This window comes from Nannocystis pusilla, from assembly GCF_020073745.1.
Lineage (GTDB): Bacteria > Myxococcota_A > Polyangia > Nannocystales > Nannocystaceae > Nannocystis > Nannocystis radixulma.
This window is the reverse complement of the sequence record NZ_JAIRAU010000037.1, coordinates 43,931-68,800: the sequence shown is the minus strand read 5'-3', so window position 1 is coordinate 68,800 and position 24,870 is coordinate 43,931. Positions and strand designations below refer to the sequence as shown.

Here is a 24,870-nt window from a genome sequence, read left to right as displayed (position 1 = left end):
GGACCGGACTACACCGGAACAGGCACCGCGGCAAGGTCACTTGGGCGGCGGCTGGCCGGGGCTGTCCGGCGGCGTGGTTTCCTCCTGCTTGCTCTTGCAGTGCGCCGTGAAGCACGACGCGAACAGGCACGCGCCGACGATCACGACGACGCCGAGCAGACCGCCGCCCGCGTCCGCGGCGGCCGCCTCCGTCAGCCCGAGGCGCTCAGCCGCCTGGACGGCCGCCTCCTGCTCGGCGCGCGTCGCGTCGGGCCGGAGCGCCGCAACGATCCGGCGGAGCGCGTCCGGGTCGGCGAGCGCCGCGCAGCGGATGATCTCGCAGTCCCGCGCCAGCTTGGCCGGGTCGAGGTCGGCGGGATCGACGGCGCCGAAGTCGAGGAGGACACGATCGGGCGGCGTCACGAGAAGCACGTGCGACGGATCGCCCGCGGTCGGGACGGCCGTGAATTCGGGCTTGAGCGCGTAGGCGAGACTACCGTCGGCGCCGCGGAAGCCCTGGGGCACGGCGGCGAAGGTGCCCGACGTCGAGACGTGGGCGCGGGGCAGTGAGACGGGTTGATGATCGGACTTCATGGACTGACCTCTCTTTCGGTTTGAACAAGGCTGATGGACCTGGGGCGAGGAATCGGGGCGTCGGGCTCGGAGCGGCGCGGCGCGTCGGCGACGTCGACCGGCGGCAACGCGACGAGCGTCAGCGAGGGCCGCTCCGCCGGCCGCGGGGGCCACTCGCTCGCCAGTAGGCGATCGGCGGCGCTCCCCGGCCGCCCGAACACGTGGACGACCTTCTCGTGGACGTAGGTCCACAGATCGCCGCGGAGATGGAGCGCGCGGGTGATGTTGATGCGGCTCTCCGGCGGGAGACCGCACACGAGCCCGAGCACGCTGCGGACGATGTTCCCGATCTCCGCCATCGACGCGTAGGCGCCGCGGTAGTTGCCGCGGTGACGGAACACGTGCAGCGCTTCGGGGAGCGGCGCCGAGTCATCATAGACGACGCTCCGCTCGCCGCGGGTCATGACGCGGACGCTGGACAGCGCGCCGCAGGCGGCGCGGCTCGCGGCGACGACGTCGAGGACGCGCAGCCACAGATCTTCGATCGACACCCGGCGGCGCGCGTGTTGGATCGAGTCGGCGACCTGGCGCAGATCGTGGCACAGCGCGGCGGCGAGCACGACCTCGTCGCGGTCGATCTCGGCGTGGTGCGCTGCCATGCGGATGAGGTCGGGGCCGGTCACGCCGCCCCCTCCGCGGCGTCGTCGCCCGGCGCGGCGGGGTGGCGCACGCGGGTGAGAAGGTGGCCGGGAGGGGGGCGGGAGACGGCGGGCGTGGAACGGTGAGGCGTCATGTCTCTCATTGTCCTGTCAGTGGGAAGTTAAACCATATGCCTGCCTAGCCGGCCCCGCAAGCGGCTTGGGGGCCGAATCGTGTGGCGCATTGCCGCTCACGTGCTATACACTCGGGGGCCGTGACGCCGCCGCCGCGCAACATCGATCCCGCGTTCGCCACGACCGAGGACATCATGAAGGCCGCCGGGATCGCGCGGCAGACCGTGAACACCTGGATCGCGCAGGGCCTCTTGCCGGCGCCGACCAAGGTGTCGCTCGGCTCGCCCGGCGGCGTGTTCAACCGCTTCCCCGCGTGGGCGATCGATCGCGCGCGCTTCATCGCGCAGCGCCGCGCGGCCGGCTACACGACCGAGGAAGTGCTCGAGATGCTGGCCGAGCTGGACGCGCGCCAGGGCCTCCCGACCCAGGCCCGGCCGAGCAAGGGGCGTAGCAGTGGCCGGAAGTAGCGCGGGCTCCGCCGACGATCCGCAAGGCGCGCCGCCCCGCCCCCGCCGCCCGTCGCGGCGCTGTCTGGACCCCATGTTCGCCACGACCGCGGACATCGTGAAGGCCGCCGGCATCACGTCACAGGTCGTCGCCGATTGGGTCCGGTACGGGTACCTGCCCGCGCCGACGCGGATCTCGCTCGGCCCGCATGGCGGCATGTGCAACCGCTTCCCGTCGTGGGCGGTCGAGCGCGCGCGGTTCGTCGCGCAGCGGCGCCAGGCCGGCTACTCGCGCGATGAGATCCTCGCGATGCTGGCCGAGCTCGACAAGCGCCAGGCCGCCCCCAGCACGGTCGCGGCGCCCCGCAAGGGCAAGGCGGGCCGCGGCGGGAAGTAGCGCAGGCAGGCGCCCACGGCGTATCTTCGCCGGGTCATGCCCGAGCGCCGCAGGCTGGACCCGTCGTTCGTCACGACCGCCGACATCATGGAGGCCGCCGGCGTCACCCGCCGGACCGTGACCGCCTGGATCGACGCGGGACTACTGCCCAAGCCGGTCAAGATCTCGCTCGGCAGCCCCGGCGGGGTGTTCAACCGCTTCCCGATGATCGCGCTCGAGCACGTGCGCTTCATCGTCGCCAAGCGAGCCGAGGGTCTGTCGCTCCAGCAGATCGCGGAGCTACTGGCCGCGCAGGGTGGCCCCGTCGCCCGGCCTGCGGTACGATCGCGCGGTGCCGCGCCAAAGCCCGCTCGCCCCGCTGGCCGCCGTCGTTAGCGTCGCCGTCGCGTGCGGCGACACGACGGCCATGACCGGCTTCGCGACCGCGCCGCCGATCACGACGACGCCGCAGAGCACGAGCGACAGCTCGAGCGGCGGCAGCAGCACGAGCACGAGCACGAGCACGAGCACGAGCACGGGCAGCGAGGACAGTACCGCGAGCGCGAGCGGCACGGGCACGACCGGGATCGCCGACGTCGGCCAGATCCCGGACTTCCCGACCACGCCCGGCTGCATGGGCAAGATCGACTTCCTGTTCGTGATCTCGTCCGAGTACGAGATGGCCGCCAAGCAGGTCCAGCTCCAAGAGGCGTTCCCGGCGTTCGTCGGCATTCTCGAGGCCGACTTCGCCGACTTCGACTACCACGTGATGGTTGTCGACGCGTCGCTCCCGTTTCTCAACGGGTGCGAGGGCTGTTACATGTGCGCCTGGTGCGGGCCGGGCTGCACGGACTTTGGCGGGCCCGAGGACTACCCGTGCGACGAGGTCTTCGAGGACTGCACCGCGGTCGACGGCGCAGGCGTGACCATCGTCGGCAACTTCGACGCCTCGAACACGCGCTGCCTGCCCGCCGATGGCCCGCGCTTCATCACCAAGGACGACCCCGATCTCGAGGGCACGTTCGACTGCATCTCCAAGCTGGGCGCGGGGCCGAAGACGCCCGTGGCCGCGCGCAGGATGCTCAAGGCGCTCGAGCCGGAGATCCTGAGCAAGTGGGGCTGCAACAAGGGCTTTTTGCGGCCCGATGCGCTCCTGGCGATCGTCATCCTGCAGAACGGCGCGGACAACATCTCGGAGGGCACGCCGGCGGAGTGGTACGCGGCGGTACTCGAGGCGAAGAAGGGCAACGAGGACGCGATCGTGACCCTCGTGTTCTCGAACGACCTCGACGACCCGGCCCCGAAGTGCGAGGGCCCGCCAAGCGGGCCGAACCCGCTGCGCGTCTTCGCCGACACGGCGAAGCACGGCGACTTCGCGAGCACGTGCGAGCCGACCTATGTCCCGTTCATGCAGACGATGGCAGGGACGATCCTCGAGCTGTGCTCGATCTTCATCCCGCCGCAGTGAGCGTCAGCCGCGGATCATCCCGGTGATCCACTGCATCACGCCGTCGACCTGCTCCGAGCCGGTCCATGCGCACATGTACCCGCACGCGAGCGCGGAGAGGCGGTCCTGACCGTTCGTCTGGCCGTTGCGCTTGAGGTAGTCGGCGCGGGGTGAGGCGGCGTCCTCGACCGCGAAGATCCAGATGTTGTCACCGCCCTGGTTCTCGTCGACGGTCGCGCCGACAATCGTCGCGCCTTCCATGTTGGTCCCGATCCCGTAGCAGGTCGCTGCGCCGGGCGTGAGCTCGAGCCGCGGGGCCTTCACCTCCGACAGATCCTCGTTCAGCCAGCGGATCAGGATCTGCGGCTTGTTAGCGGGGTCGCTGGGTTGGTTCTGCGCGTAGCCGCAGACCACGACCCCGGCCCCGGACGGCGCGGCGGCGAAGATCGCGTCGGTGTCCATCTTGTCGGCCGGGGACGTCCACTCGCCGACGCGCTTGCCCTTGCCCTCGTACATGAGGACGACCCCGCGCGGGAAGTTCCACTGCGTGACTGGATCCCAGACGTCGCGCGTGCCCGCGACCGCGACGCGGCCGCTTGGCAGCACTGCGACTGCGTGGCCGCGCTCGTTGCGTTCGATCTGGTTGTCGAGCGGGTCCTTGAACATGTCGGGCCCGTAGGCCTCCTTGTCGGGGCTGTAGACCCACGTCGCCATGTCCCAGACGTCGGGCCCCTTCTTCACGCGCACTGCCCCGGTGACGTAGGCCGACTTGTCCGGGAGCACGCCGACGCCGCGCGCCTCCGTCCCGACCGGCCCGAGCACTTCCCAGATCAACCCGCCGCCGGAACTGAAGCGCGCGACGTACATCCGCGGCTCGCCGTCGATCGTCGCCGTCCCCACCGCAATGATGTTGCCCTCGCCGTCGACCGCGATCGCGTTCAGACCCAGGTGCCCGGTCTTCAGCTCGGCGCGCTGCGTCCAGTCGGTGTGCTGCATCATCCATCCGTCGCCCGTGCCGATCCACGTGCCCGACAGGTCGTAGCGGCGCAGGATCGCCAGGATCTGGCCGTTGTCCCAATGGACGCCGGCCGCGATCGCGTTGTTGCCGTCCAGCGCGACCGCGCCGCCGGTGCTAAACATGCCATCCTTCGGCTCGATCGTGGTCCAGACCGTGCTACCCGGGTCCTTGATCACGCTCGGCTGGTAGATCGACGCCTCCGCGGTCTGCCCGCCTGCGTCACGCACGACGACGGTCAGCGTGCTCCCGGGGTTGTTGTGCGGGCCGCTCGTGATCGGGAAGACGAAGGGCGCCCCGGCGGGGCTGGTGGCGATCACGACCCCGTCGTCCAGCAGCTCGGCCTCGACCGCGTCCGGGCTGGCCGTGTACGTCACGACGGTCGGCCCGACCTCGTCCGCCTCCGCCGGGTCACACGCAAGACTCTCGATCCACGGCGGGAGGTCGATCGGCTCCGTGGCGGCCGTGGACGTCGGGGCGCCGTCCGTGTCGTCGCTCGCCTCCGTGTCCGGTCGGTCGTCATGATGCCCGGCCCCGTGCTGCTGGATGTCCCCGATCCCTCGCCCCCGGTGCTCCCGTCGTCCATCTCGCAGTAGGTCATGGAGATCCCGCAGGCGGCGAGCTCGGCCCCGTCGAAGCATCCGGGGGTGAGCAACGCGGCGACGCACACGGGGACGGCGAGGAGGGGGCGGCGCGGGGTCCAGATCATGCCGGTCACAGTAGCGCAAGTCCGCCCGCCGTGTCAGCGATCGATGCGCCTACATGTGAGTAGTTACTCGCTGAGAACGGCGTAACAGAAACGGCGTGGACGCGCGTCAGCCATGGGATCGGGTACGATCCGCCACGATGACCCTCTCCACCGTGTTTTGGGTCGCGGTGCTGTCTCAGGTCCCGGCCGAGACCTCCGCGGAACCATGGCAGCCGCACGAGGCCGAGTGTTACCGGCGCGAGGACGCGGAGGACTTCGCGGCGGCCGGGGACGCCTGCCGCCGCGCCTTCGAGACGGTGCCGGACGGCCCGCACACGTTCGGCCAGCGCTCGCTGTTCGCGTTCAAGGCCGTCCGCCTCTACAAGCGGGCCCGCGCGGCCGGCGGCCACGTCGCGCCGCTCTGCTCGGCCGCCGCGGTGCTGCGCGCGTTCGGGGCACAGCTCGCCACCTTGCCAGCGGGCGAACGATCGTCGGATCGGGCCGACGTCGCGGACGGCCTGCGAACGATCGAGCCTCAGATCGTCGGCGCGTGTGTCGAGGAGCCCGCGGACGACGCGGGCGACCTGATCGACGTCCGCCGACGCCAGCCGCCGGCCGATCCGCCGGTGACGCGGTCGCCCCCGCGGACGGACACGACGCGGACGACGGTCAGGCGCCGGCCGCTGCGGATCGCCGGCGGGGTCGCGCTCGGGGCCGGGCTCGGCCTCGGCGCCGCGGCGATCGCCATGCTGGTGAGGGCCGAGAACATGCAGGCGCAGGTGGACGCGCTGAACGCCACATACCCCGCCGGGGTCAGGATCCCCGACGCCGAGTGGACGCGCTACCAGTACGCGACGATCCGCGGCGAGCGTGCCGATCGCCTGGCGATCGGGCTCGGCGCTCCGGCGATCGCGGCGGCACTGTCCGGCGTCGTGCTGCTGGCGATCGACGCCCACCGCGGGCGGGCCGGTCACTTCGCGCTGCACCCGGGTCCGGCGGGGATCCGCTTCAGGATGGAGTTCTAACCATGTTCGTCGAACCTGAGCACTTCACTCTCCCGCCGCTCGATCACGACTTCTCCGGCGACACACTCGGGCGGTACCGCCTCGATCGCCGCGTCGGCTACGGCGGCGTGGCCTCGATCTACGCGGCGACCTGCAAGAACACCGGGGCGATCTTCGCGCTCAAGGTGCTGCACCCCGATCACGACAGCAACCCGGTCGCCGTCCAGCGCTTCCGCCAGGAGGCGCAGCTCGGGGCGCAGATCCGCCACGCGAACCTGATCCCGGTCTACGACCACAGTTGGCTGGGCGGGCGCCACTTCTTCGCCATGGAGCTTGTCGAGGGGAAGACGCTGACGGAGGTGCTGGCGCACGGGCCGATCGCGTGGGAGCGCAGCACCGCGATCGTCTGCGATCTACTCGCGGGTCTCGTCGCGCTGCACGAGCGGGCCGTCGCGCACCGCGACATCTCGCCGAACAACTGCATGCTCGAGGACGTTGGCGGACGCGAGCGTGCCCGCCTCTTCGATCTCAGCCACGCGTGCGTGGTCGAGGACATGTCCAGGCGGACGGCCTTGTCCTCGGCCTGCCGCCCGAGTCCGTGCCGATGCTCATCTACGGAACCCCGCACTTCATCGCCCCCGAGCGCCTGCGTGGCAGGCGCGGCGACTTCCGGACCGACATCTTCGAGATCGGCACGCTGTGGTACGCGGCACTCACCGGCGAAGTGCTCCCCGATCCTCGCAACGCCGATCCCGTCAGCGTCGCGCAGCGCCTCGATCTCCCGCCAACGCTGCGCGCCGTGTTGCTCGGAGCGCTCGAGATCCGCCCCCGCCGTCACCACAGCGCCGCGTCGATGCTAAACGCGATCGAGAAGGCACTCGAGGACATCCGCGGCCGTCGCCAGCGGGCGCGGCGGCTCGGGGCCTTCGCGCCGCTCTTGAGCCTGCTCGCGTTCCCGGCCTGGCTGGCGATCCAGCCCGCGACGACCGAGCCGACGTGCCCGCCGCTGGCCCCGTCGCCCACGGCGGCCCTGGCGATCGTCGCACCCGTGACGCCCGCCTCCGAACCCCAGGCCGCCGGCCCCGTGGCGCCCGCCTCCGGCCCCGCGGCGTCCGCGGGGCCCGCCGCCGAGCCCCAAGCGGCCCCCGTGGCGCCCGCCTCCGACCCCGAGCCGACCGCTCCCGCCCCTGAGCCCCGGGTGCGTGCAGAGAAGCCCGGGTCGGCCCCGGCGGGAGCGAAGCCCGTCGATACGGTCCTGACGTCTGCGCCGCGCTTCGACCTCCGCAGCGCCCTGGCGAAGTGCAAGCCGCATCCGACCGCCCGGATCGAGATCACGATCAACCCCGGCGAGCCGGTCCAGATTGACGGCGATCGTGCGACGGGTGAGCTCGGCCGGTGTGTCGAGGACGTGCTCACCGCCCACCCCCCGCAGCGGGCCGAGACGATCAAGCTGTGATTCTGCTCCGCCGCGACCCGGCCGAGGAGGCAGAGACCGTGAAAAGAGCCCCGCCAGTAGGGACTTCGTAGATGAGGCTGCCTACGGCCGATGCGTGTACCGGAGCATACAACATCACGCGTGCACGATCGACGGTCGTCGAAAGTGCACCGTTCGTGATCACGGTGGCGTCTTCGGTGTCGAGCATCATGGCGTCCCGGGGCAGTAGCCGATCAGAAGCGGTCCTGCAGTCCGAAGCCGAGCGCGGTACGTCATCCGCCCTCGCTTGAGCTCCGCTAGATCTTGCCCAGGACCAGCGACAGCTGTCCTGGGTCGTCCACCGAACGACCGAACACCACGTAATAGCGACCGGCCTCCAGATCTGGGTACACCTTCTCGCCGGGCTCGAGCGTGAGCTCGAATGCGTCCCAGCACGAGCCACATTTCACCAGACGGATGCCGCCCCAGCCGTCCGGGTCGGCGCCGGCGCCGGCGATGTATGTGCCGGGTTTTGTGACTTCGAAGGCCCGGGTTGTCAACATGAGGTCGCGCGAGTCGGACATCGGGCCCATGACGTCGTCGGCCGAGCACTCGAGGCTCGCGCGGAGGGTGATAACGTCACCTTCCCAGGGTTCGAGCGGCAGGTTGCAGTCGACCACGGCGATCCGATTGCTCAGCTCTGGACACGAAGGGTAGTCTTCGAAGTCGTTCATCGCGAGTTCGATCGGCTCGCCGAATACCTGCTCGTATCGCGGAGCGAACTGCGCGAAGCTGTCCTCGTAGTCGCCAGCCTGTCTGAGGAAATCGATGAATTCTTCGAGGCCGTGCCGCTCGACCAGGAATCGAGCGAACAGCCCGGCGGTGTAATAGTGGGTGTTGTCGGTGGCGAAGTCCCGGAGTACCGTCTCGAGCGGGAGCCGATCGCGCTGCAGGTCGCCGCCGTCTCCGAACATCTCGGCGTATCCTTCGGCGAACGGCCGCGGCCCGAGGAATCCGCCGAAGTCGGCGACGACATGCGACAATTCGTGCAAGTTCGTCCGTTGCACCGCGAACGCCTTGCGATCGAAAGCGCAGCCGGACTTGCTCACGCCGTCGCAAAAATCGTCGAGCTCGGACGGGTCGACGTATGCGTAATATGCGCGCTGTTGGAGGTCGATACCGAGCAGTGACGAGAGCTCCCCTACGTGCGCGTCTTGGCGGTGGAACGAGCCGCGGCAGATCGGCTCGTTCGTGCTCGTGGCATATTGCAGATACTCACCGGTCCAGACGACGTCCGGCAGATCGGGGCGGCAGGCGGCGAGTAAGACCAGGCTGGCGGCGGCCGCGCGACCCCCGCTGTAGTGAGATGCCTTCGTCGGAAGGGTCGCGGTCATTCCTGATCTCTGGCTACTCGTCGCAAGACGTGAGTTCAGTGGAGAGCGACATCGAGAAGGGCCAATTTTCGGCGGCGATGTGTTGAATCCCGAAGAGCGGACCTTCCATCAGTCTCGCGGTGGCGACGCCTGCGTTGGTGAGGTCGACCGACACTAGCTCACCGTCGAATACCGGCTCCGTGCCGTTGGTTAGGCGGAACTGAGCGCTGAACCGCATGGTTCCCTCTCCGAACTGGATCGACGGCGCGTTGATCAGCCCCTGTGTCGAGGCCGACATGGTGACCGAGACGTCGCTGAACGTCAGTGGGTCGATGAAGAAGTCCTCGATCTCCACGACGAACTCATCAAACGCAAATTCGCAGTTATCGAACGGGCAATCCACCGAGCGGAACGAGAAGTGACCGCCGGTGACGGATGGAGCCGCGCTGCCGAAGTAGCTGGAGATCGAGAGCTGTCCCGCTGTGATGGTCCCCGAATCGACCGTTTGGTTCGCCAGCGCATCGCACGCCTCGTCGCTCTCGTCGAAGCCGTCGAGCTCGAACTGTTTGATGCCGAGTTGCAGCCCGCGGAACCAGGGCCAGCCGAGGTCCGGATCGAGTTCATCCGGATGCACGGGAATCCATTGGACCACAGGTGCGGAGTCCTGGAAATCGCCCTCCGACTTGAGGCCCATGCCCACCGCGAGGGTGCATTCGGTCTGGGTGTCGCCGTCGGCGAGGTATTTGCTCAGGTTGTCCAACTGATGCTTGAGATCGGCCAGCTCCGCCTCCAGGCCCGGCGCGGTGACAGGGAGCTTCTTTCTTCTTTCTTCGATCGTGTAGAACAGACGAAGGCAGATCTCCTCGGCGGCATCGATACGACAGAAGGGGTCGACAGCGTCGACAGGGCTCGCGGGAAGGCAGCAAGCGTCGATCAGGTGCCCATCGGACTGCTCAACGTCGGCCCCGAAGTCTTCAGTGACAGAGTGGGAGCAAGTGCTCACATAGCCCGGGGGAGGGTCCTCTTCCAGATCGGCGCAGGTCATGAGCGCGCCGATCGGTAGCTCCGGAGGGCCGTAGTAGTCCAGTCGAATGTGGCCTGCCTGAGTTCCGTTGCAGACGTAGGAGACCCCGGAGAAGCCGGCCTCGGGTCCGAATCTGCAGTAAGACGCAGGATCCACGGCGGTCGTGGTCGGCACATCTTCCGTGGTCGATCCCGTCGAGGTCGAACCCGAGCCCGAGCCCGAGGTGGGGCAGGCGTCGAACCAGCCGCACTCCTCCGTGGCTGAGGAGCCCCCGGGTGTCCTCGTATTGTGACAAGCCACGCCGAGATCGACTGCGGCAACAACGAACCCAAATTTCACATAGCTTCGGAAAGACACCTTCGGGAGTCTAACAAACCGCTCGAATGGCGTCAAGCCGACAGGGCTGGGCCTCCTGATCCTGATTCGATTTCGTCGTAGGCGAGCCAATCGTGCTCGCGCTGGGGTTCTCGCCGTTCGCCGCGAGGTCCGTGTCGATTCGCGGGTCTCGATCAGGCTCGAGACGGCGTTGGGGTCGGGGATATGCGGGGGCTTCGTGGGGAAGAGCGCACTCGTGCCGGCCCCCGCGCCTGAAAAACGACTCGTGTCACCCGAAGCCGGCCACTCACACGCAACCGCACTGAAGATCGTCGGTGCCTGAACTGCGAGAATGGTTGGTACTGCCACTCGCACGCGTCTGGGGCGACCCGCGGTGCGGGAACGCTGGGTTCCAGCGCCCGCGAGCGCGGTTGAGAGGCGGGATGAACGGGTCGAGGCAGGCACGCTGGAGGCGGCCAGGATGCCACAACACGAGGCGCAGCGGCTGCGCGATGGCGCGCCGGCGCCGTTCGAACTCGTTCGTCTCGTCCAGGGGATGGGTTTCTCGCCCTAGTACACCCGGCCCGAAGTTCTCCAGGGGTTGCTAGGCCCTCTCAGAGAGGGTCCAGCCGAAGTTACCGAGGAGCAGCTCGAGCAGCTCGTCGCGGGAGGCGCGGAAGGGGGTTGGTTCCCAGCGCCCGGTGTGGGTAGCCATCTCGAGTTGCCACAAGTTGGCAGCGAGGCGGCGCAGGCGCGCGTGCAGGACCGGATCGTCGGCGGGGCCGGACTCGAGGGTGATGAGAGGGGCGCGATGCCGGACGCGGATGTGTGCGAGGCCCTGGTATTGGCGCAGGAACTGCTCGACAGCGCGAGCATCATCGTCCGTTTTCGCAGCGGTGTTGCGGCTGGTGCGTGGGCGGCTCATGCGGCGTGATGCCGCTGAGTTTGGACGAAGTGGCCACGAAAGGTCCAGTTGAACGGGTGGGCTTCGTCGCGGTTCCAGCGGCGGATGAAGGCCATCACGGCGCGGGGCAAGGCACCGGCGCAGGGAAAGTCGGCGCAGCGAAGGACACGGCGCTGCAGCAGCGAGAACCAGATCTCTATCTGGTTGATCCACGAGGCGTGAATCGGCGTGTACACGAAGTGGAAGCGGTCGCCGTGGCGCTGGTTGAAGCGGACCCAACGGTTGTCCGAGCCGTCATAGTGGATGTTGAGGTTGTCCCAGACGATGTAGACCTGGCCGGTGGGATAGTTGCGGGCGAGGGCTTCCATGAAGCCCACGAGATCCTCGGCCCGCCGCTGCGGCTTGCACTCACCCAGAACCCGGCCGGTGCGGACGTCGAAGGCTGCGATCAGCGACGACGTGCCGCGGCGGACGTATTCGAACTCGAAACGGCCCGCGCGACCGGGTGCGGGGAGCTTGCTGGGGAATCTCCGTCCGAGCGCCTGCATGCCGGTCTTCTCGTCCACGCAGAGCACGTGAGCTCCGTCGGGAGGATGATGGTAGAGGTCGCAGATGCGCTGAACTTTGCGGCAGAAGTCGGGATCGGGGCTGTGTAGCCAGAGCCTCATCTTGTGCGGCCGGAAGTCCTCGTTGCGGAGGATTCGCCCCACCTCAGATACGCTGAGGCCAATACCTGTCTCATGAAGCAGGCGCCTCGCCAACGTCGCGTACGTCCACGTCGTACGCGTCTGCAGGCCGTGGTTGGCAGGCTTGTCACAGGCGAGCTTGATGAGCTCGCAGCGTGCCGCCGGCGATATCCGAGCAGGTCGCCCACTTCGAGGGCGATCCTCGAGCGTCACGACCCGCCCATCACGCGCGAACCGCCCACGCCACACTCTCACCGTATCCACGTGGCAACCCAAGCTGCGCGCAATATCCTGGTTTGAGTGCCCCTCGGCGGCGAGCAGCACGAGCTTCGCCCGAAGGACGAGGCGTGCCTCGGCGCGCCCACTCCGAGCGAGCACCTTCAACTCCTCACGGACCGAAGGCGCCACACGAAGCCGTTGCGCTCGCGGGCCTGACACATCGACGAGATCGTTTTCGCGCCTCGTCTATTCCGCCGCCTGTATCGCCTTCGCGATGGATCCAGTTAGATCCAGGACGGAGCAGCTCGCAGGAACCCATGGAGAACTTCGGGTCGGCTGTACTAGTGCTGCCGGGCGTAAGTGATGGGCGTTATCGCTTATGCGGCCAGAACCTTGCCCTTGTAGCGGTGAGATCGGTCAGTGTGTCGTTGCCCTCGAAGATCAGGACGTCGACTCGGCGTAGACACTCGAGGCCGGAGAGGCCGACGAGACCGTCGTTGTGTTGCAGGGCGAACAAGCCGTCGACGTCACGCAGCGCGAGCAGCTCAGCGGGGAACGGTCTGGTGAAGTCGTGGATGGTCAGGTCGTTGGTGACGCGTCGCAGGCAGCGAAGGGCGGCGGAATCGGTGGCGGGGGTGATCTCGAGGTCGCCGTCGTGGGTCCATGGGAAGTCGCACACTGAGTCGCAGTCGAGCGGGGTGAGCGAGGTGGTCGGCTCCGACACAGCGGAGGACGAGCCGGTTGCGCCGGTGGTGGTGCTCATAGGCTCGGTCTGCTCGACGGGCGGGCGCGGGCCGCAGGTGACGAGCACGACCGCTGCGAGCACGACGCGCGACATCGCAATTCAAGATGCCGCACGCGAGTCGACAGGGCAACGCTCAGTCGCGGGCGCCGAGCGCCAGCACCTCCCGGACGAACGCCGCCGACGCGTCGAGCAAGGCGATGCATCCGGGCTCATGGCCCGCTCCGTGTCCGAGGCCATCGACACATCCGGGGACGCACTCGGAATCGACTGGCACGCCGTGGCATGCCGCCTGCGTCGCACACAGCGCTGCGCAGCCGGCCTCGGGCGTGACGGACGGCAGATCGAGCGGAGGCTCGGTCGTGGTGGTGACTGGGTCGCTCGCGCCGGACGATGTCGACGAGGACGTCGAGGAGGTCACGGTCGAGGTCGTCTCCGTCGCGGTGCCGGCTGGCTCGGGCGGGGTCGGCCCACAGGCACAAAGCAGCGCGAACAACAACCACGGCATCCGCACGCGTCCAGTATATGCCACGAACGTCCGTGGCGTGGGCCGCTGGCGGCCCCGCCGCTTGCACTTCCGCCGAACTCCCGGCTCCAGCAAGATGCTGGTGATGTCGGACGCGCCTCTCGTCGCCTTGTACTCGCTCGGCTTCCTCCGGCGTTTCGCCCACGGTGCTCGGCGCATGTAGCTCGGACACGCCGTGATTCCCGACGAGCAGCCTGTCTCTTAGGCCACGCAAGGGGCCGAACTCGCCGCGAAGGTCGGTTAGCCTGTCTCGACGGCCGGCCGGCCGCCGGCCGCGAAGCTTGGTTCGGCGGGCGGTCTAGTACAGCCGACCCGAAGTTCTCCATGGGTTCCTGCGAGCTGCTCCGTCCTGGATCTAACTGGATCCATCGCGAAGGCGATACAGGCGGCGGAATAGACGAGGCGCGAAAACGATCTCGTCGATGTGTCAGGCCCGCGAGCGCAACGGCTTCGTGTGGCGCCTTCGGTCCGTGAGGAGTTGAAGGTGCTCGCTCGGAGTGGGCGCGCCGAGGCACGCCTCGTCCTTCGGGCGAAGCTCGTGCTGCTCGCCGCCGAGGGGCACTCAAACCAGGATATTGCGCGCAGCTTGGGTTGCCACGTGGATACGGTGAGAGTGTGGCGTGGGCGGTTCGCGCGTGATGGGCGGGTCGTGACGCTCGAGGATCGCCCTCGAAGTGGGCGACCTGCTCGGATATCGCCGGCGGCACGCTGCGAGCTCATCAAGCTCGCCTGTGACAAGCCTGCCAATCACGGCCTGCAGACGCGTACGACGTGGACGTACGCGACGTTGGCGAGGCGCCTGCTTCATGAGACAGGTATTGGCCTCAGCGTATCTGAGGTGGGGCGAATCCTCCGCAACGAGGACTTCCGGCCGCACAAGATGAGGCTCTGGCTACACAGCCCCGATCCCGACTTCTGCCGCAAAGTTCAGCGCATCTGCGACCTCTACCATCATCCTCCCGACGGAGCTCACGTGCTCTGCGTGGACGAGAAGACCGGCATGCAGGCGCTCGGACGGAGATTCCCCAGCAAGCTCCCCGCACCCGGTCGCGCGGGCCGTTTCGAGTTCGAATACGTCCGCCGCGGCACGTCGTCGCTGATCGCAGCCTTCGACGTCCGCACCGGCCGGGTTCTGGGTGAGTGCAAGCCGCAGCGGCGGGCCGAGGATCTCGTGGGCTTCATGGAAGCCCTCGCCCGCAACTATCCCACCGGCCAGGTCTACATCGTCTGGGACAACCTCAACATCCACTATGACGGCTCGGACAACCGTTGGGTCCGCTTCAACCAGCGCCACGGCGACCGCTTCCACTTCGTGTACACGCCGATTCACGCCTCGTGGATCAACCAGATAGAGATCTGGTTCTCGCTGCTGCAGCGCCGTGTCCTTCGCTGCGCCGACTTTCCCTGCGCCGGTGCCTTGCCCCGCGCCGTGATGGCCTTCATCCGCCGCTGGAACCGCGACGAAGCCCACCCGTTCAACTGGACCTTTCGTGGCCACTTCGTCCAAACTCAGCGGCATCACGCCGCATGAGCCGCCCACGCACCAGCCGCAACACCGCTGCGAAAACGGACGATGATGCTCGCGCTGTCGAGCAGTTCCTGCGCCAATACCAGGGCCTCGCACACATCCGCGTCCGGCATCGCGCCCCTCTCATCACCCTCGAGTCCGGCCCCGCCGACGATCCGGTCCTGCACGCGCGCCTGCGCCGCCTCGCTGCCAACTTGTGGCAACTCGAGATGGCTACCCACACCGGGCGCTGGGAACCAACCCCCTTCCGCGCCTCCCGCGACGAGCTGCTCGAGCTGCTCCTCGGTAACTTCGGCTGGACCCTCTCTGAGAGGGCCTAGCAACCCCTGGAGAACTTCGGGCCGGGTGTACTAGGTCGGCGCAGCAGTCCGGATGCGCGACGGCGCGATCCCCTGGTCGTCGAGGAATTTCGTCTCGATTTCGTCGCGAATTTGGCTCTTTTCGAGACGACCCACCGTAAACGGGCCCGTAGGGGGGTCTAGCGCTGCCTGTGCATGATTTCACCAAAGACCAGCGCAGAACACTCGCATAGGTTCGCTTCTGGCCCTGAATCCTCGTCGAAGTGGAATGGCGTTTCAGTCGTGCGATAATGAGCTCTTGACATCCAGCCCGCACGTCGCTCACTCGCCGGAGCTCCCGGTGCCCGAGCCGGTTGCAGAAGTCGATGTCGTCGCGCCGCCCGTCGTCGCGCTGGTCGAGGCGGTACCGGTCGCGGTGACGTCGACGCAGAAGCCGTTCTCACACACGGCGTCGCCGCAGCAGCCGGCGTTGTCGACGCAGCTCCACGTGGGGGTCGCCGCGCCGGGCAAGGCGCAGCCAATGACGCAGGCGAAGAATGGGCAGCCGGGCAGACCGTGGCCGTTGCAAATGATCTCCAGACACGCCTGTCCGTCCGGACAGTCCTCGCTCGCCTGGCAGACCGGGGCGTCGGTCGTCGTGTCCGAGGCCGAGCTCGTCGGCTTATCGGGGCCGCAGCCGGCGAGGGCGAGGGAGAGCGCGAAGGCGGGGCGGAGCGGTCGCATCGTCGATGACCTTATATCATCGGTCACCGGCGGGTCTGGCGAGCGGCGGCCCGGCGCTGCGCCGGCGGGCTCACCGTGCTCGTGCGCGATCCTCCGGCGCTGGCGCGAGGGCCCTCGTGATCGACGCGCGAGGACCGGTCAGGAGCGCCGGCGAGGGCGGCTCAGCGCGCGCTGTGGCGGCGCGCGCCGCCGGCGAAGCGGCGCGCGCCGGTGACCGCCTCGGCGTCGACCGCCTGCAGGCCGCCGCGCGCCTTGGCGTGTTCCTTACCGAAGCTGGTTCGCGGCGGCCGACCTGGGGCCGATGCTCGAGACGCCGCTGTCGCGCCGCGACAAGTTGCTGCGACTCCGCCAGTGGTCGCCCGCAGACACGCAGGTCCCGCTCGATGACGTCGAGCCGTTGAGCGCCGCGCTGCGAGAGATCGCCTGAATGTGGCGGGCGGCGCTGAGCATCACGCCTGACCGGATGGCGGTCGAGGGCGCGGAGAGGCCAGGATATGCCGGCGCCGTTGGTACGTCCGCGATGCTCAGCGCATGGAGTTCGGAAACGTCGTGGTTCTCGACGAGCAGCCTGTCTCTTAGGCCACGCAAGGAGGCCGAACCCCGCCGCGAAGATCGGTTAGCCTGTCTCGACGGCCGGGCGGCCGCCGGGCGCAGAGCTTGGCCCGGCGGGTAGTCCAGGTCGGCACAGGAGCCCGGATGCGCGGAGGCGCGATCTCCCCGTTGTCTCGGAATTTCGTCTCGATTTTGTAGCGATCTTGGCTCTTTTCGAGACGACACAGCGTAAACGGGCCCGTAGGGGCACCTATCGCCGCGCCGACACGATTTCACCAAAGTCTCTTCGGCACCTGCACGTCCGGGCACTCTTCGGGCTCTAAATCTTCGTCGGAGTGGAACCGCGTTTCCGTTGCTCGTTATCGAGCTCTTGACAGACGGCATCGACCGCGCGAGGTCGCATCGACGAGCACGCGACTGCGCGACGTGATCGACCGCGGTCCCGGCCCGCCGACGCCGATCCCTCGGCGAGGAGGCGCGCGGGCGCGGTCCCCGAGTCGGGGCCCCGTGGATGCCCGTTCAGAACGCTAGTCAAGCAGCGTCGCGTACAAGATGTTCGTGCACATCTCGTCGTGGGTCCCCTCGCCCCAAGTCGTGGGCATCTCGCGTCCCGACGTGTCGAAGTTGCACGAGATGCTGAGGGTGTCGCCGGGGGACACGTCGATCGGGGTTTGGTACCACCACAGGTCCTGCCAATGGAAGTCCCAGCGGTCGACGTCGGTGAGGCATTGCTCGGATCCTTGGTGATGCAGCGTGGTCTGCTGGGTCTCGCCTATCACATGCATGTGAGGCATCGAGCCCCACACGCGGAGGCCGCCGGGGATCGTGATTCCAGCGTACCACCCGAGCATCTCCAGCGTCATCTCGGCGCTGACGTTGGCCTTCGGGTCACCGGGAGGCACCGAGAACTCGAAGCTGCCGGCCGGCACCAGGTACGCCCGCTCCAACGTCGCGCCCTGCTCGAGCTGGTACGTCACCTTCGAGCGGTCGGAGTAGAGGCCTGGCACCGGCACGTTGTAGTGGACTTGGACGACCACCTGGCGGCCCGCGCCGTGAAAAATCCCCGTGCCTTCGGGGAGGATGGTCGCCCCGCTGCCAGGGACCCAGACGCCGTACAGGATGGACTTCTGGACGCCGGCGGCACCGAAGCAGCGATACCCGGGCTCGGGGTCGGCCGCGTCCAGCGCCGCGGCCTCGGCCTCAGCCTCGGCGTCCAGCAGGTAGAAGAGCGACACGTGGTGCACGACGCGGGGGTCGCCCGGGAGGATGTCGTAGCCCGTGATGAAGGAGTCCTCGGTGATCCCGGGATCGACGACGAAGCAGCGATATTCGTCCTGCTCGCCCGGGGCGGGCTGGGGCATGTAATCGAGGCCGATGTCGAAGGTCGCCAGTTCTCCGCTGAGTTTTGGGCTGTCGTCCACAGGGGGTGGGGGTGCGTCCGCGGGGTCGCCGAGCGGCGCGCCGGCTTCCGACCAGCTTTGGAAGAGCGCGAGCTCCTCGTCGCTCAGCCACCGCGCGTTCTTGTACGTGTGGCACGAGCCGTCGTTGTTGACCGGCATCGGCGGCATCGTGCGCGATTGGACCGAAGCCGCGAGCAATCCGCTCAACGACGCTGCGGCCTCGGGGTCTTCCAGGGAGAACGGCGCCACGCCGCCGTCCCGGTGGCAGCCGAGGCACTCATTGTTGACGATGGGAGCGATGTCTTTGTAGTACGTGGGCGCGTTCGAGCTCTCGGTGGGGTCGGAACCCTCGGTGGGAGCGGAGCCCTCGGTGAGGCTTGCGCCCTCGGTGGGACTTGAGCCCTCGGTGGAGCCTGGGTTTTCGGTGCTCGACCCGTCGGTGCTGCCAGCGGTGCTCTCGCAGCCGACGATGAAGGCGAGTGTGACCAACGAGGGGATGGCCGGATGCAGTTTCATGATTCCTCCATGTGCACTGCCGTAATAAAGCAGGCGAGCAACTGAATGATCGCAGGTAGCTCCTGGTCGCTCAGGATAGGGCAGGCCGAAGTTGTGACGATACGATTCCGACGAACCGTCGTCTCCCACCGACGAGCCGTCGTCTCCCGCCGACGAGCCGTCGCCTCGCATGCAGAACCGCCCCGCCCCGCCCGCGAGTGTGTTCCACCCGTCTCGTACAGCTTGACAGATGTATCTCGACGATGCACTTTTCGAGGTGTAGTCAGATCATCGCATCGATGTCAGTCGTTGGTGAAGTCGGACGATATGATCTCGGTGGAGGCCGATACCACGCTGCGCCATCGGTTTGGCGGTTCACGACTGGCTTTGCGGGTCAGGCGGCGGAGTCCCCGCCTGCCTGTCGGCGCGGTCGGCCCGGGGCTGCTCAGGAGCCGCACATGGAGTACCCTCGATCCGAGCCGGACCAGTCGCACGCTCATGAGCGCATCGCCCTCGCCCCCCCATACGTTCCGCTGGAAGCGCTTGGCCGTGGGGATGGCCGTCATCTCTGTACTGGCGATCATGCACGGGGCGGCCAGCGCGCTCTCCGGGGACGGCGTCACCGTGTATTGGTTCGCCTTCTGGCTCCTCGGAGTGCCGGTGAACATGCTCCCGCTCTTCGTGAGCTTCACCTGGGGCACGCGCCGCGGCTTCGGTCCGACGCAGACGCTCCTCGCGACCCTCGTCGTTGCCGCCTTCTTCGGTGGTATCGGAGGCGTCGGCGCCTGTTACCTGATGCGGCATCATCCGCAGATCTTGCCGCCCCCGCCGCGCGAGCCGACCTACCTGGGGACCGCCGGATTCGGCGTCGTGTTCGGGGTTCTCATGTGCGCCCTCTGGGCGCTTGCGTTCATCTACCCGTTCGCCTTGGAGGACGCCAAGCTGCGCGCGCTGGAGGCGGAGAAGCTGAAGCTCGAGGCCGAGAAGCTGAAGCTCGAGGCTGAGAAGCTACGCAGCAGCGCCGAGCTCGCCCGGCTGCGCACGCAACTCGAGCCGCACTTCATCCTCAACACCCTCAACGCCATCGCGGGCTTCACGACCCAGGAGCCGCAGGAAGCTCGCCGCCTCATCGGCTGTCTGGGCGACCTGCTCCGCGACGTGCTCCATGACGCGGACGAGATGCAGACGCTCGGAGAGGAGATCGCCTGGCTGCGACGGTACGCCGAGATTCTCGAGGCACGTCATGCGGGCTCGCTCCACTTCCGGTGGGAGCTCGCTCGTGGCACCCACGACGTCTTGTTGCCACGCCTGCTCCTCCAGCCGCTGGTGGAGAACGCCGTGAAGCATGGCGCCCTGCGCCGCAAGGGAGGCGGGCAGGTGCGCATCCAGGCGACGATCACGAAGCCCGACAAGGGAGCCGCGCGCCTCGTATGCACGGTGGAGGACAACGGCCCGGGCATGGCCGCGACGCCGCCTCGCTCCGGGGCATTCGGCATCCGTTCCGTGCGCCGTCGCATCGAACTCAAGTACACGGACGGGTGCCTGCGGATCGATTCGTCCCCGGAGGGGACGCGCACCGTCCTCGATCTACCTTGTGCCACGGCGCGAGAGCCGATGACGGTCATGACAGCGGGAGAGGCGGCACGATGAGGGAGCTCTCCACGACGGGAGTTCTGCGCCCGCTCCGCGCCCTCGTCGTCGAGGACGAGTGGCCGGCGCGCAACTACCTGGTTGAGCTGCTCGAGGAGTCCCATCTCGCCGAGGTCGTCGGCGCAGTCGTCAGCGTGGACGAGGCTCGCCAGGCGTTGCATCTCGCGCCCTCGGGGCTCGGGATCGACGTCGTGTTCGTCGATGTGGCGCTCGGCGGGAACGGCGACAAGACCGGACTCGACCTGGTGCGCGCCTCGGCGAGCGAGGTATATCGGCCGATGTTCGTGCTGGCGACGGCGTTCAAAGAGCATGCGATCGAGGCATTCGCTCTGGGCGTCGACGACTACCTGCTGAAGCCGTTCACCGCGGAGCGGGTCGTGCAGTGCCTGCGCCGCCTACATGCCCGCCGCCGCTCCTCGCCCGCGAGCCCGCTCCGAATCGTGGCCCGTCGCGGCAAGAGCCTGGTGTTCCTCGACACGAGCGAGGTCTGGGCCTTCGAGGCGGCCGATCGGCTCACCTCGGTACACACCCCGCACGGCACGTTCGACCTCGATTTGTCCCTGGTGGCGATCGAGGCGTCGCTCGGTCGGGCGCTCACCCGCGTTCACCGGAACTGGCTGGTCAACGCGGCCCACATCAAGGAGCTCGAGCGCGACGGCGCAGAGACGACGATTTTCGTCGGCGCCGGCATCGGCCCCGGGCAGCCCGGCGTCCGGGTGCCCATCGCACGCGAGCGCGCGGCATCCGTGCGAGAGATGCTGCTCACGACGGCCACGGGGCTCCGCCGCAGCTGACCCTCCGCGACAACCGCAGCACGGCTGTGTCGAATTGGAACTCCGCCGGCGGTTTCTCCAAGACATCATCGTATCCACCATGCGGCGTAGCGACGGCCCTGCGACCTCCGGCCCCAAGGCTTGCTCCGGGGGGGCGCCCAGGCCTGCCCAGAGCCGTGGATGCGCGACGGCGCGATCCCCAGGTTGTCGCGAAATTTCGTCCCGATTTCGTCGCGATTCGGGCAGCTTTCGAGACAACCCCTCGCATACGGGCCCGTAGAGGGGTCTAGCGCCTCCTGCACACCACATCACCAATACGGTACGCGTGGTCTAGATCCGCCCAGTGCGCCCTTGAGCGCGAGAATATGTTCTTCGGGACATGTGCAAGGTCGCTCTAGTCCGGATTTCTCACCACGGATAGCGGAGCCTGCTGAGCGGCCGTCGTCAGACCTGGCACAGGATCATGTACGCGATCGAGGAGAGCCAGAGGCGGAGCTGGTTGGCGCGCAGCGTGTGCGCGCTGGTGCGGTCAGCGAAGAGGCCGAGCTGCTGCTCCTTGATCCGATTCTCCATGTCGCCGCGAGCGCAGTACAGGTCCTCGTAGAGGCCGCGGGCGTCGTACTCGTCGCACGACAGGTTGGTGGCGACGAAGCGCGGGTTCTCCTTGTCGGTGGTGTACTCGGCCTTGCCGACCACGCGACGCTCGCAGGACCAGGACCGGTTCGTCTCGTATCGGAAGTCCTTGAATACACGCGCGTTCTTGCCGGTCCGCTCGGCGATGACGCGGGCTTCGTACATCTCGTCCTCGATCTCGGCGACAAGACGAGAGTTCTTCTGCAAGCCCAGGACGAAGAAGAGGCCGTTGTCTTCGCACCAGCGCATGACCTCGTCCCGGCAGAAGCCGGAATCGCCCCGCACGATGATCCGGACATCGGGCCAGCGGGCGAGGATCTGTCCGACGATCCGCTCGAGCTCCTCGACCGCATGGCTGACTGGCTGCTCGTCGGCGGTGTTCAGCGCAGCGCCAAGGAGAAAGTCGCCGCAGAAGCCGTACAGCGGTAGGTAGCAGTAGCCGTCATAGAAGCCGTGAAAGAAACGGCCTTCCTGCTGACCGTGTACCGGGTCGTCGGTCGCATCGAGATCGAGGACAATTTCCGCTGGTGATTCAGCATGAGCGGCGAGGAAGGTGTCGACGAAGAGGCGCTGGATGCCGTGGTCGTCGTAGCTGATCTTCTTGTAGCGCTCGTCACCAGCGACGAGCGGCGTCGCCAGCTCCAGGCGGTTCAACGTGCTCTTGCCAGCCAGCGCGTGACCTCGGTCGCGCTCCCGCTTGCGCTGCTCGCCGGTCGGATCGGCCTTGCCGACCGCCAGCGCGAGCAAGGCGTCATCGCGGAGTGTGTCGTGGTCGTTCAAATCCTCGTAACCGCACAGCAGGCCCAGCACGCGCTGCGCGAGTAGTTCCTCGACGGTGTGCTCGATGCGGCTGGGGTCGCGGTGATCCCGAAAGCAGGACGCGAACTTTCGAAACACGCCTGAACTCTTGGTCAGCTCGCGCAGCAGCAGCAAACCGCCGTCCGAGCTGACCCGTCCGGCGTCGAACGCAGCTTCGACGCGTCGTCGCCCGGCTGGTTGAAAATCGAACTCGGCGCGGATACACCTTGTCGTGTTCCGGCCGTACCCCTGGGTGGCCAGCAACTGTTTCACACCTGCTCAAACTCGGGAAGTACGGCCGGAATTCCTTTTCTTGGTGAGAAATCCGGGCTAGCTCGGCTCGTTTGTCTCGAAAATCTGGGGGTAGGAGGAACGGTCATGATCACCGCTGCGTTCGTGCGCGAGTGCAAGACTCGCGCGAAGATGTACGAAGTCACCTGCGAAGCACTCCCAGGCTTCATCCTGCGGGTTCTGCCGACCGGGAAGAAGGTCGCGCTGGTTCGGTACCGTGCTGGGGGCACGGACCGACGGGTCAAGACCGGCCTGCTCGGGCCTGCGCTGCCGATCGAGGAGACGCGGCGATGCCGGCGAGCGCGATGCCGAGGCCGACCGTCGCGCCGGCGTCGTCGAGCAGCGCCGCGCCGCGGCCGTCGGCGAGCTCGCTGTCCCTCGCGACCGCAAGCCTAGCGGGGGACGGGGGACGTTCATCAAGATCTGCGACCCTACGTCGCCGTCGCGCCCGCTCTTCGGCGTCGAGCATAAGACAGGGTTTGTGAGGTCGCTGATCGGCCTGCCGGACGGGCGGATGGTGAGCGGCGGGGATGATGCCACGGTTCGTCTATGGGACGTGAGGCGGCCCGAAGAGGGGCGCCCCCTCGACTCCGTGGGGAGCACCCACGGAGGGGTTCGCAGGGCGATGTCGCTCGCGGTGTTGCAGAACGGGTGGCTGGCGAGCTGCTGCGAGGGTGAAGGTGAAATCGACATCTGGGACCTGAGCCCTGCGAACCCGTTGAAGAGTGTAAGGACCCTCGGGCTCTTCTCCACACGCCTGTCTTCATTGGCGGCGCTGCCGGATGGTCGGCTGGTGGGAAATTGTGATGGCGCCTTTCTGGTCTATGATAAGGATGTCGGCGAGGGACATTTTGTCCACCCAGGACTGCCTCCGGATACCGTCATGAGCCCATGATGATGAAAGAGAGCGATCGCGAGGAGATCGGAGTGCAGGGCGAGTGAGCAATGACGGCCGCGGTGAGCAGCCAGACGACGAGGGTCCGGTCGCCCGCTTCGCCGAGGCGGTCCACCGCCGCCGCCCCGCGGTGTGCGACAACCTGCAGCGCCCGGGCGCGAGCGGGGCACACCTCCTCGATTGCGCGAGTGCTGACAATCACGGGCGCCACCGACGCGCCGTCACGTCGCGTCCGGGACGTCCGCGGGCGGGACCTCGACCAGCACGTCGTACGTCCCGTGCCCGTCGTGAAACAGCAGGAGCGCACGCGGGACATCGAGCATCCGCTGCCCGCGGCGCGTGGTTGCCGCGACTTTCGCCACGGGCTGCTAGCTAGTACACGTCGAACTCTTGATGCTCGCTCGGGCCGACGAAAGCGATGAGACAGTCACCGTTCAAGGTCGTTACGACCCAAATGTGGCCGTAGTAGGTCTGCTGCCAGTGTCGGCTCCCGGGGTTGATGGTGGCGTAGTACGTGCGCTGGCCCTGGAAATCGAGCCAGTACAGGTCGACCGCCGAACTGCTGCGATTCGTTACTGCGAAGGAGGTCGAATAGTTGGTAGCCGGCGAAGCTCGCTCGCCGTTGCAGGTCGAATAAGCGTACGCGGGAGCGGCGGCCAGCAGCATCGCGGCGGCCACGGCCAGAGGCAGACGATGGAGAATTCGCTTCACGGGGAACCTCGGTGCGGGGGGAGGCGTCGTCGCGGCGAGCGGCAGGATACCGATCGCAAGCGACGGGTCGAATGTCCGCTATCTGGATCGATCGGGCCCCCGGCGGAGGAACCGTGTCGGAGAGGTCTGTGTCGATGTCTTACTCGGGCGCTCGCGTCCTCGGTGTGACGGACCGCGGTGACCGCCCGCCGATCGATCGGCGGACCTTCACCGGCCTCGTCCACGATGAGCGCGGAGAGCGCGAGCGGCGCTCGGCACGCCCGAGGGCCTGGCGAGCGAACGAGCATGGGCTCGGGCCTACTGCCATTACGAGCTGGCCGGCGACGGGCGCGAGAGCCACGCGGAGCCACTACGAGGGATCGGCGACGGAGTCGAGGTGCGCGGCGAGTCCGGCCGGCAAGGCGGGCGCGAGGACACGCAGGTGCGAGTAAAGGCGCGGCCACTGCTCCGGGTCGGCGACGAGGACGATCGCCGGGCCGTCGCCCGTCGATTCGACCGCGCGCACGATCCAGTCGTCCGCCCTCGGCACGCTCGGGATCGACGGCGCCGACTGAAGGGGACGCCTCGCGCTCGCACCCGCCGGCCAGGAGCACGGCCGCGATGGCGAGCGAGACACGA

At 67.8% G+C, this 24,870-nt stretch carries 27 protein-coding genes and 2 pseudogenes; 15 read left to right on the top strand and 14 right to left on the bottom strand.

The annotated features are described in order from the left end of the window. Positions 1-36: 36 nt before the first annotated feature. On the bottom strand, positions 37-573 hold the full coding sequence (locus K7C98_RS27555; RefSeq protein WP_224194762.1) for a hypothetical protein: 537 nt from the start codon (positions 571-573) through the stop codon (positions 37-39). Beyond that, complete coding sequence (locus K7C98_RS27550; protein ID WP_224194761.1) at positions 570-1,235, bottom strand: hypothetical protein; 666 nt, start codon at positions 1,233-1,235, stop codon at positions 570-572. The genes K7C98_RS27555 and K7C98_RS27550 overlap by 4 nt, the downstream gene beginning before the upstream one ends. Positions 1,236-1,465: 230 nt before the next feature. Here K7C98_RS27550 and K7C98_RS27545 point away from each other — a divergent pair, with 230 nt between their 5' ends. From K7C98_RS27545 to K7C98_RS27530, 4 genes are all read left to right on the top strand, one after another. Further along, positions 1,466-1,792, top strand: a complete 327-nt coding sequence (locus K7C98_RS27545) for a hypothetical protein (RefSeq protein ID WP_224194760.1) — start codon at positions 1,466-1,468, stop codon at positions 1,790-1,792. A 73-nt stretch (positions 1,793-1,865) separates the two neighbouring features. Then, on the top strand, positions 1,866-2,168 hold the full coding sequence (locus K7C98_RS27540) for a hypothetical protein (RefSeq protein WP_224194759.1): 303 nt from the start codon (positions 1,866-1,868) through the stop codon (positions 2,166-2,168). A 36-nt stretch (positions 2,169-2,204) separates the two neighbouring features. After that, the gene (locus tag K7C98_RS27535) at positions 2,205-2,543 is read left to right on the top strand and encodes a MerR family transcriptional regulator (protein ID WP_224194758.1); all 339 of its coding nucleotides are present in this window, start codon (positions 2,205-2,207) and stop codon (positions 2,541-2,543) included. Next, a complete protein-coding gene (locus K7C98_RS27530; protein WP_224194757.1) occupies positions 2,500-3,615 on the top strand; it encodes a hypothetical protein in 1,116 nt (371 codons plus the stop codon). The genes K7C98_RS27535 and K7C98_RS27530 overlap by 44 nt, the downstream gene beginning before the upstream one ends. Positions 3,616-3,618: 3 nt before the next feature. Here the strand turns inward: K7C98_RS27530 and K7C98_RS27525 are convergent, their stop codons facing one another. Next, entirely contained in the window at positions 3,619-4,986 is a 1,368-nt protein-coding gene (locus tag K7C98_RS27525) for a hypothetical protein (RefSeq protein WP_224194756.1), read from the bottom strand. 469 nt (positions 4,987-5,455) lie between these two features. Here K7C98_RS27525 and K7C98_RS27520 point away from each other — a divergent pair, with 469 nt between their 5' ends. The 3 genes and pseudogenes from K7C98_RS27520 to K7C98_RS27510 all read left to right on the top strand — a co-directional run bounded on the left by K7C98_RS27520 (position 5,456) and on the right by K7C98_RS27510 (position 7,757). Beyond that, on the top strand, positions 5,456-6,322 hold the full coding sequence (locus K7C98_RS27520) for a hypothetical protein (RefSeq protein ID WP_224194755.1): 867 nt from the start codon (positions 5,456-5,458) through the stop codon (positions 6,320-6,322). Positions 6,323-6,324: 2 nt separating this feature from the next. Continuing rightward, positions 6,325-6,804 (top strand): annotated as a pseudogene (locus K7C98_RS45535) (serine/threonine-protein kinase); the annotation flags it as partial. Positions 6,805-6,905: 101 nt separating this feature from the next. Beyond that, positions 6,906-7,757, top strand: a complete 852-nt coding sequence (locus tag K7C98_RS27510) for a hypothetical protein (RefSeq protein WP_224194777.1) — start codon at positions 6,906-6,908, stop codon at positions 7,755-7,757. Positions 7,758-8,032: 275 nt separating this feature from the next. Here K7C98_RS27510 and K7C98_RS27505 read toward each other — a convergent pair whose 3' ends face one another. Both K7C98_RS27505 and K7C98_RS27500 read right to left on the bottom strand, forming a co-directional pair. Beyond that, complete coding sequence (locus K7C98_RS27505) at positions 8,033-9,109, bottom strand: hypothetical protein (RefSeq protein WP_224194754.1); 1,077 nt, start codon at positions 9,107-9,109, stop codon at positions 8,033-8,035. A 13-nt stretch (positions 9,110-9,122) separates the two neighbouring features. Beyond that, positions 9,123-10,133: a hypothetical protein gene (locus K7C98_RS27500; RefSeq protein ID WP_224194753.1), complete on the bottom strand. Its 1,011-nt coding sequence runs from the start codon at positions 10,131-10,133 to the stop codon at positions 9,123-9,125. Positions 10,134-11,130: 997 nt separating this feature from the next. Here K7C98_RS27500 and K7C98_RS27495 point away from each other — a divergent pair. Continuing rightward, positions 11,131-11,361, top strand: a complete 231-nt coding sequence (locus tag K7C98_RS27495) for a hypothetical protein (RefSeq protein WP_224194750.1) — start codon at positions 11,131-11,133, stop codon at positions 11,359-11,361. On the opposite strand, the gene K7C98_RS27490 is transcribed toward K7C98_RS27495, so the two are convergent. Further along, positions 11,349-12,395, bottom strand: coding sequence for an IS630 family transposase (locus K7C98_RS27490; protein WP_224194774.1), 1,047 nt, complete (start codon positions 12,393-12,395; stop codon positions 11,349-11,351). The two genes, K7C98_RS27495 and K7C98_RS27490, sit on opposite strands and share 13 nt — an antisense overlap. 211 nt (positions 12,396-12,606) lie before the next feature. Next, the gene (locus K7C98_RS27485; RefSeq protein WP_224194752.1) at positions 12,607-13,074 is read right to left on the bottom strand and encodes a hypothetical protein; all 468 of its coding nucleotides are present in this window, start codon (positions 13,072-13,074) and stop codon (positions 12,607-12,609) included. Positions 13,075-13,340: 266 nt separating this feature from the next. Here K7C98_RS27485 and K7C98_RS27480 point away from each other — a divergent pair, with 266 nt between their 5' ends. Both K7C98_RS27480 and K7C98_RS27475 read left to right on the top strand, forming a co-directional pair. Next, positions 13,341-13,667 (top strand): hypothetical protein, encoded by a 327-nt coding sequence (locus tag K7C98_RS27480; protein ID WP_224194751.1) that lies wholly within the window; start codon positions 13,341-13,343, stop codon positions 13,665-13,667. Between the two features lie 261 nt (positions 13,668-13,928). Continuing rightward, complete coding sequence (locus K7C98_RS27475) at positions 13,929-15,035, top strand: IS630 family transposase (protein ID WP_346660305.1); 1,107 nt, start codon at positions 13,929-13,931, stop codon at positions 15,033-15,035. On the opposite strand, the gene K7C98_RS27470 is transcribed toward K7C98_RS27475, so the two are convergent. Together K7C98_RS27470 and K7C98_RS27465 are read right to left on the bottom strand one after the other, a co-directional pair. After that, the gene (locus K7C98_RS27470) at positions 15,023-15,253 is read right to left on the bottom strand and encodes a hypothetical protein (RefSeq protein ID WP_224194750.1); all 231 of its coding nucleotides are present in this window, start codon (positions 15,251-15,253) and stop codon (positions 15,023-15,025) included. The two genes, K7C98_RS27475 and K7C98_RS27470, sit on opposite strands and share 13 nt — an antisense overlap. A 399-nt stretch (positions 15,254-15,652) precedes the next feature. Next, positions 15,653-16,054, bottom strand: a complete 402-nt coding sequence (locus K7C98_RS27465; protein ID WP_224194749.1) for a hypothetical protein — start codon at positions 16,052-16,054, stop codon at positions 15,653-15,655. A gap of 301 nt (positions 16,055-16,355) precedes the next feature. On the opposite strand from K7C98_RS27465, the gene K7C98_RS43950 reads away from it, so the two are divergent. Then, positions 16,356-16,481, top strand: coding sequence for a hypothetical protein (locus K7C98_RS43950; RefSeq protein ID WP_263429865.1), 126 nt, complete (start codon positions 16,356-16,358; stop codon positions 16,479-16,481). A gap of 652 nt (positions 16,482-17,133) precedes the next feature. Here K7C98_RS43950 and K7C98_RS27460 read toward each other — a convergent pair. Next, positions 17,134-18,522 carry a hypothetical protein gene (locus K7C98_RS27460; protein WP_224194748.1) on the bottom strand — a complete coding sequence of 463 codons (1,389 nt, stop codon included), beginning with the start codon at positions 18,520-18,522 and terminating at the stop codon, positions 17,134-17,136. A gap of 306 nt (positions 18,523-18,828) precedes the next feature. Between K7C98_RS27460 and K7C98_RS27455 the strand changes: the two genes are divergently transcribed. Together K7C98_RS27455 and K7C98_RS27450 are read left to right on the top strand one after the other, a co-directional pair. Continuing rightward, the gene (locus K7C98_RS27455; protein ID WP_224194747.1) at positions 18,829-20,151 is read left to right on the top strand and encodes a sensor histidine kinase; all 1,323 of its coding nucleotides are present in this window, start codon (positions 18,829-18,831) and stop codon (positions 20,149-20,151) included. Then, positions 20,094-20,945, top strand: coding sequence for a LytR/AlgR family response regulator transcription factor (locus tag K7C98_RS27450; protein WP_224194746.1), 852 nt, complete (start codon positions 20,094-20,096; stop codon positions 20,943-20,945). The genes K7C98_RS27455 and K7C98_RS27450 overlap by 58 nt, the downstream gene beginning before the upstream one ends. Before the next feature lie 423 nt (positions 20,946-21,368). On the opposite strand, the gene K7C98_RS27445 is transcribed toward K7C98_RS27450, so the two are convergent. Then, entirely contained in the window at positions 21,369-22,628 is a 1,260-nt protein-coding gene (locus K7C98_RS27445; RefSeq protein WP_224194745.1) for an IS1380 family transposase, read from the bottom strand. Between the two features lie 235 nt (positions 22,629-22,863). On the opposite strand from K7C98_RS27445, the pseudogene K7C98_RS45530 reads away from it, so the two are divergent. Together K7C98_RS45530 and K7C98_RS27435 are read left to right on the top strand one after the other, a co-directional pair. Continuing rightward, positions 22,864-23,190, top strand: a pseudogene (locus K7C98_RS45530) (hypothetical protein); the annotation flags it as partial. 81 nt (positions 23,191-23,271) lie between these two features. Further along, complete coding sequence (locus K7C98_RS27435; RefSeq protein ID WP_224194776.1) at positions 23,272-23,541, top strand: hypothetical protein; 270 nt, start codon at positions 23,272-23,274, stop codon at positions 23,539-23,541. A 221-nt stretch (positions 23,542-23,762) separates the two neighbouring features. Here K7C98_RS27435 and K7C98_RS27430 read toward each other — a convergent pair whose 3' ends face one another. The 3 genes from K7C98_RS27430 to K7C98_RS27420 form a co-directional block, all read right to left on the bottom strand. Then, positions 23,763-23,903 (bottom strand): hypothetical protein, encoded by a 141-nt coding sequence (locus K7C98_RS27430; protein ID WP_224194744.1) that lies wholly within the window; start codon positions 23,901-23,903, stop codon positions 23,763-23,765. Positions 23,904-23,913: 10 nt separating this feature from the next. Further along, positions 23,914-24,252, bottom strand: a complete 339-nt coding sequence (locus K7C98_RS27425) for a hypothetical protein (RefSeq protein ID WP_224194743.1) — start codon at positions 24,250-24,252, stop codon at positions 23,914-23,916. Between the two features lie 349 nt (positions 24,253-24,601). Beyond that, entirely contained in the window at positions 24,602-24,781 is a 180-nt protein-coding gene (locus K7C98_RS27420; RefSeq protein WP_224194742.1) for a hypothetical protein, read from the bottom strand. Between the last annotated feature and the right edge of the window lie 89 nt (positions 24,782-24,870).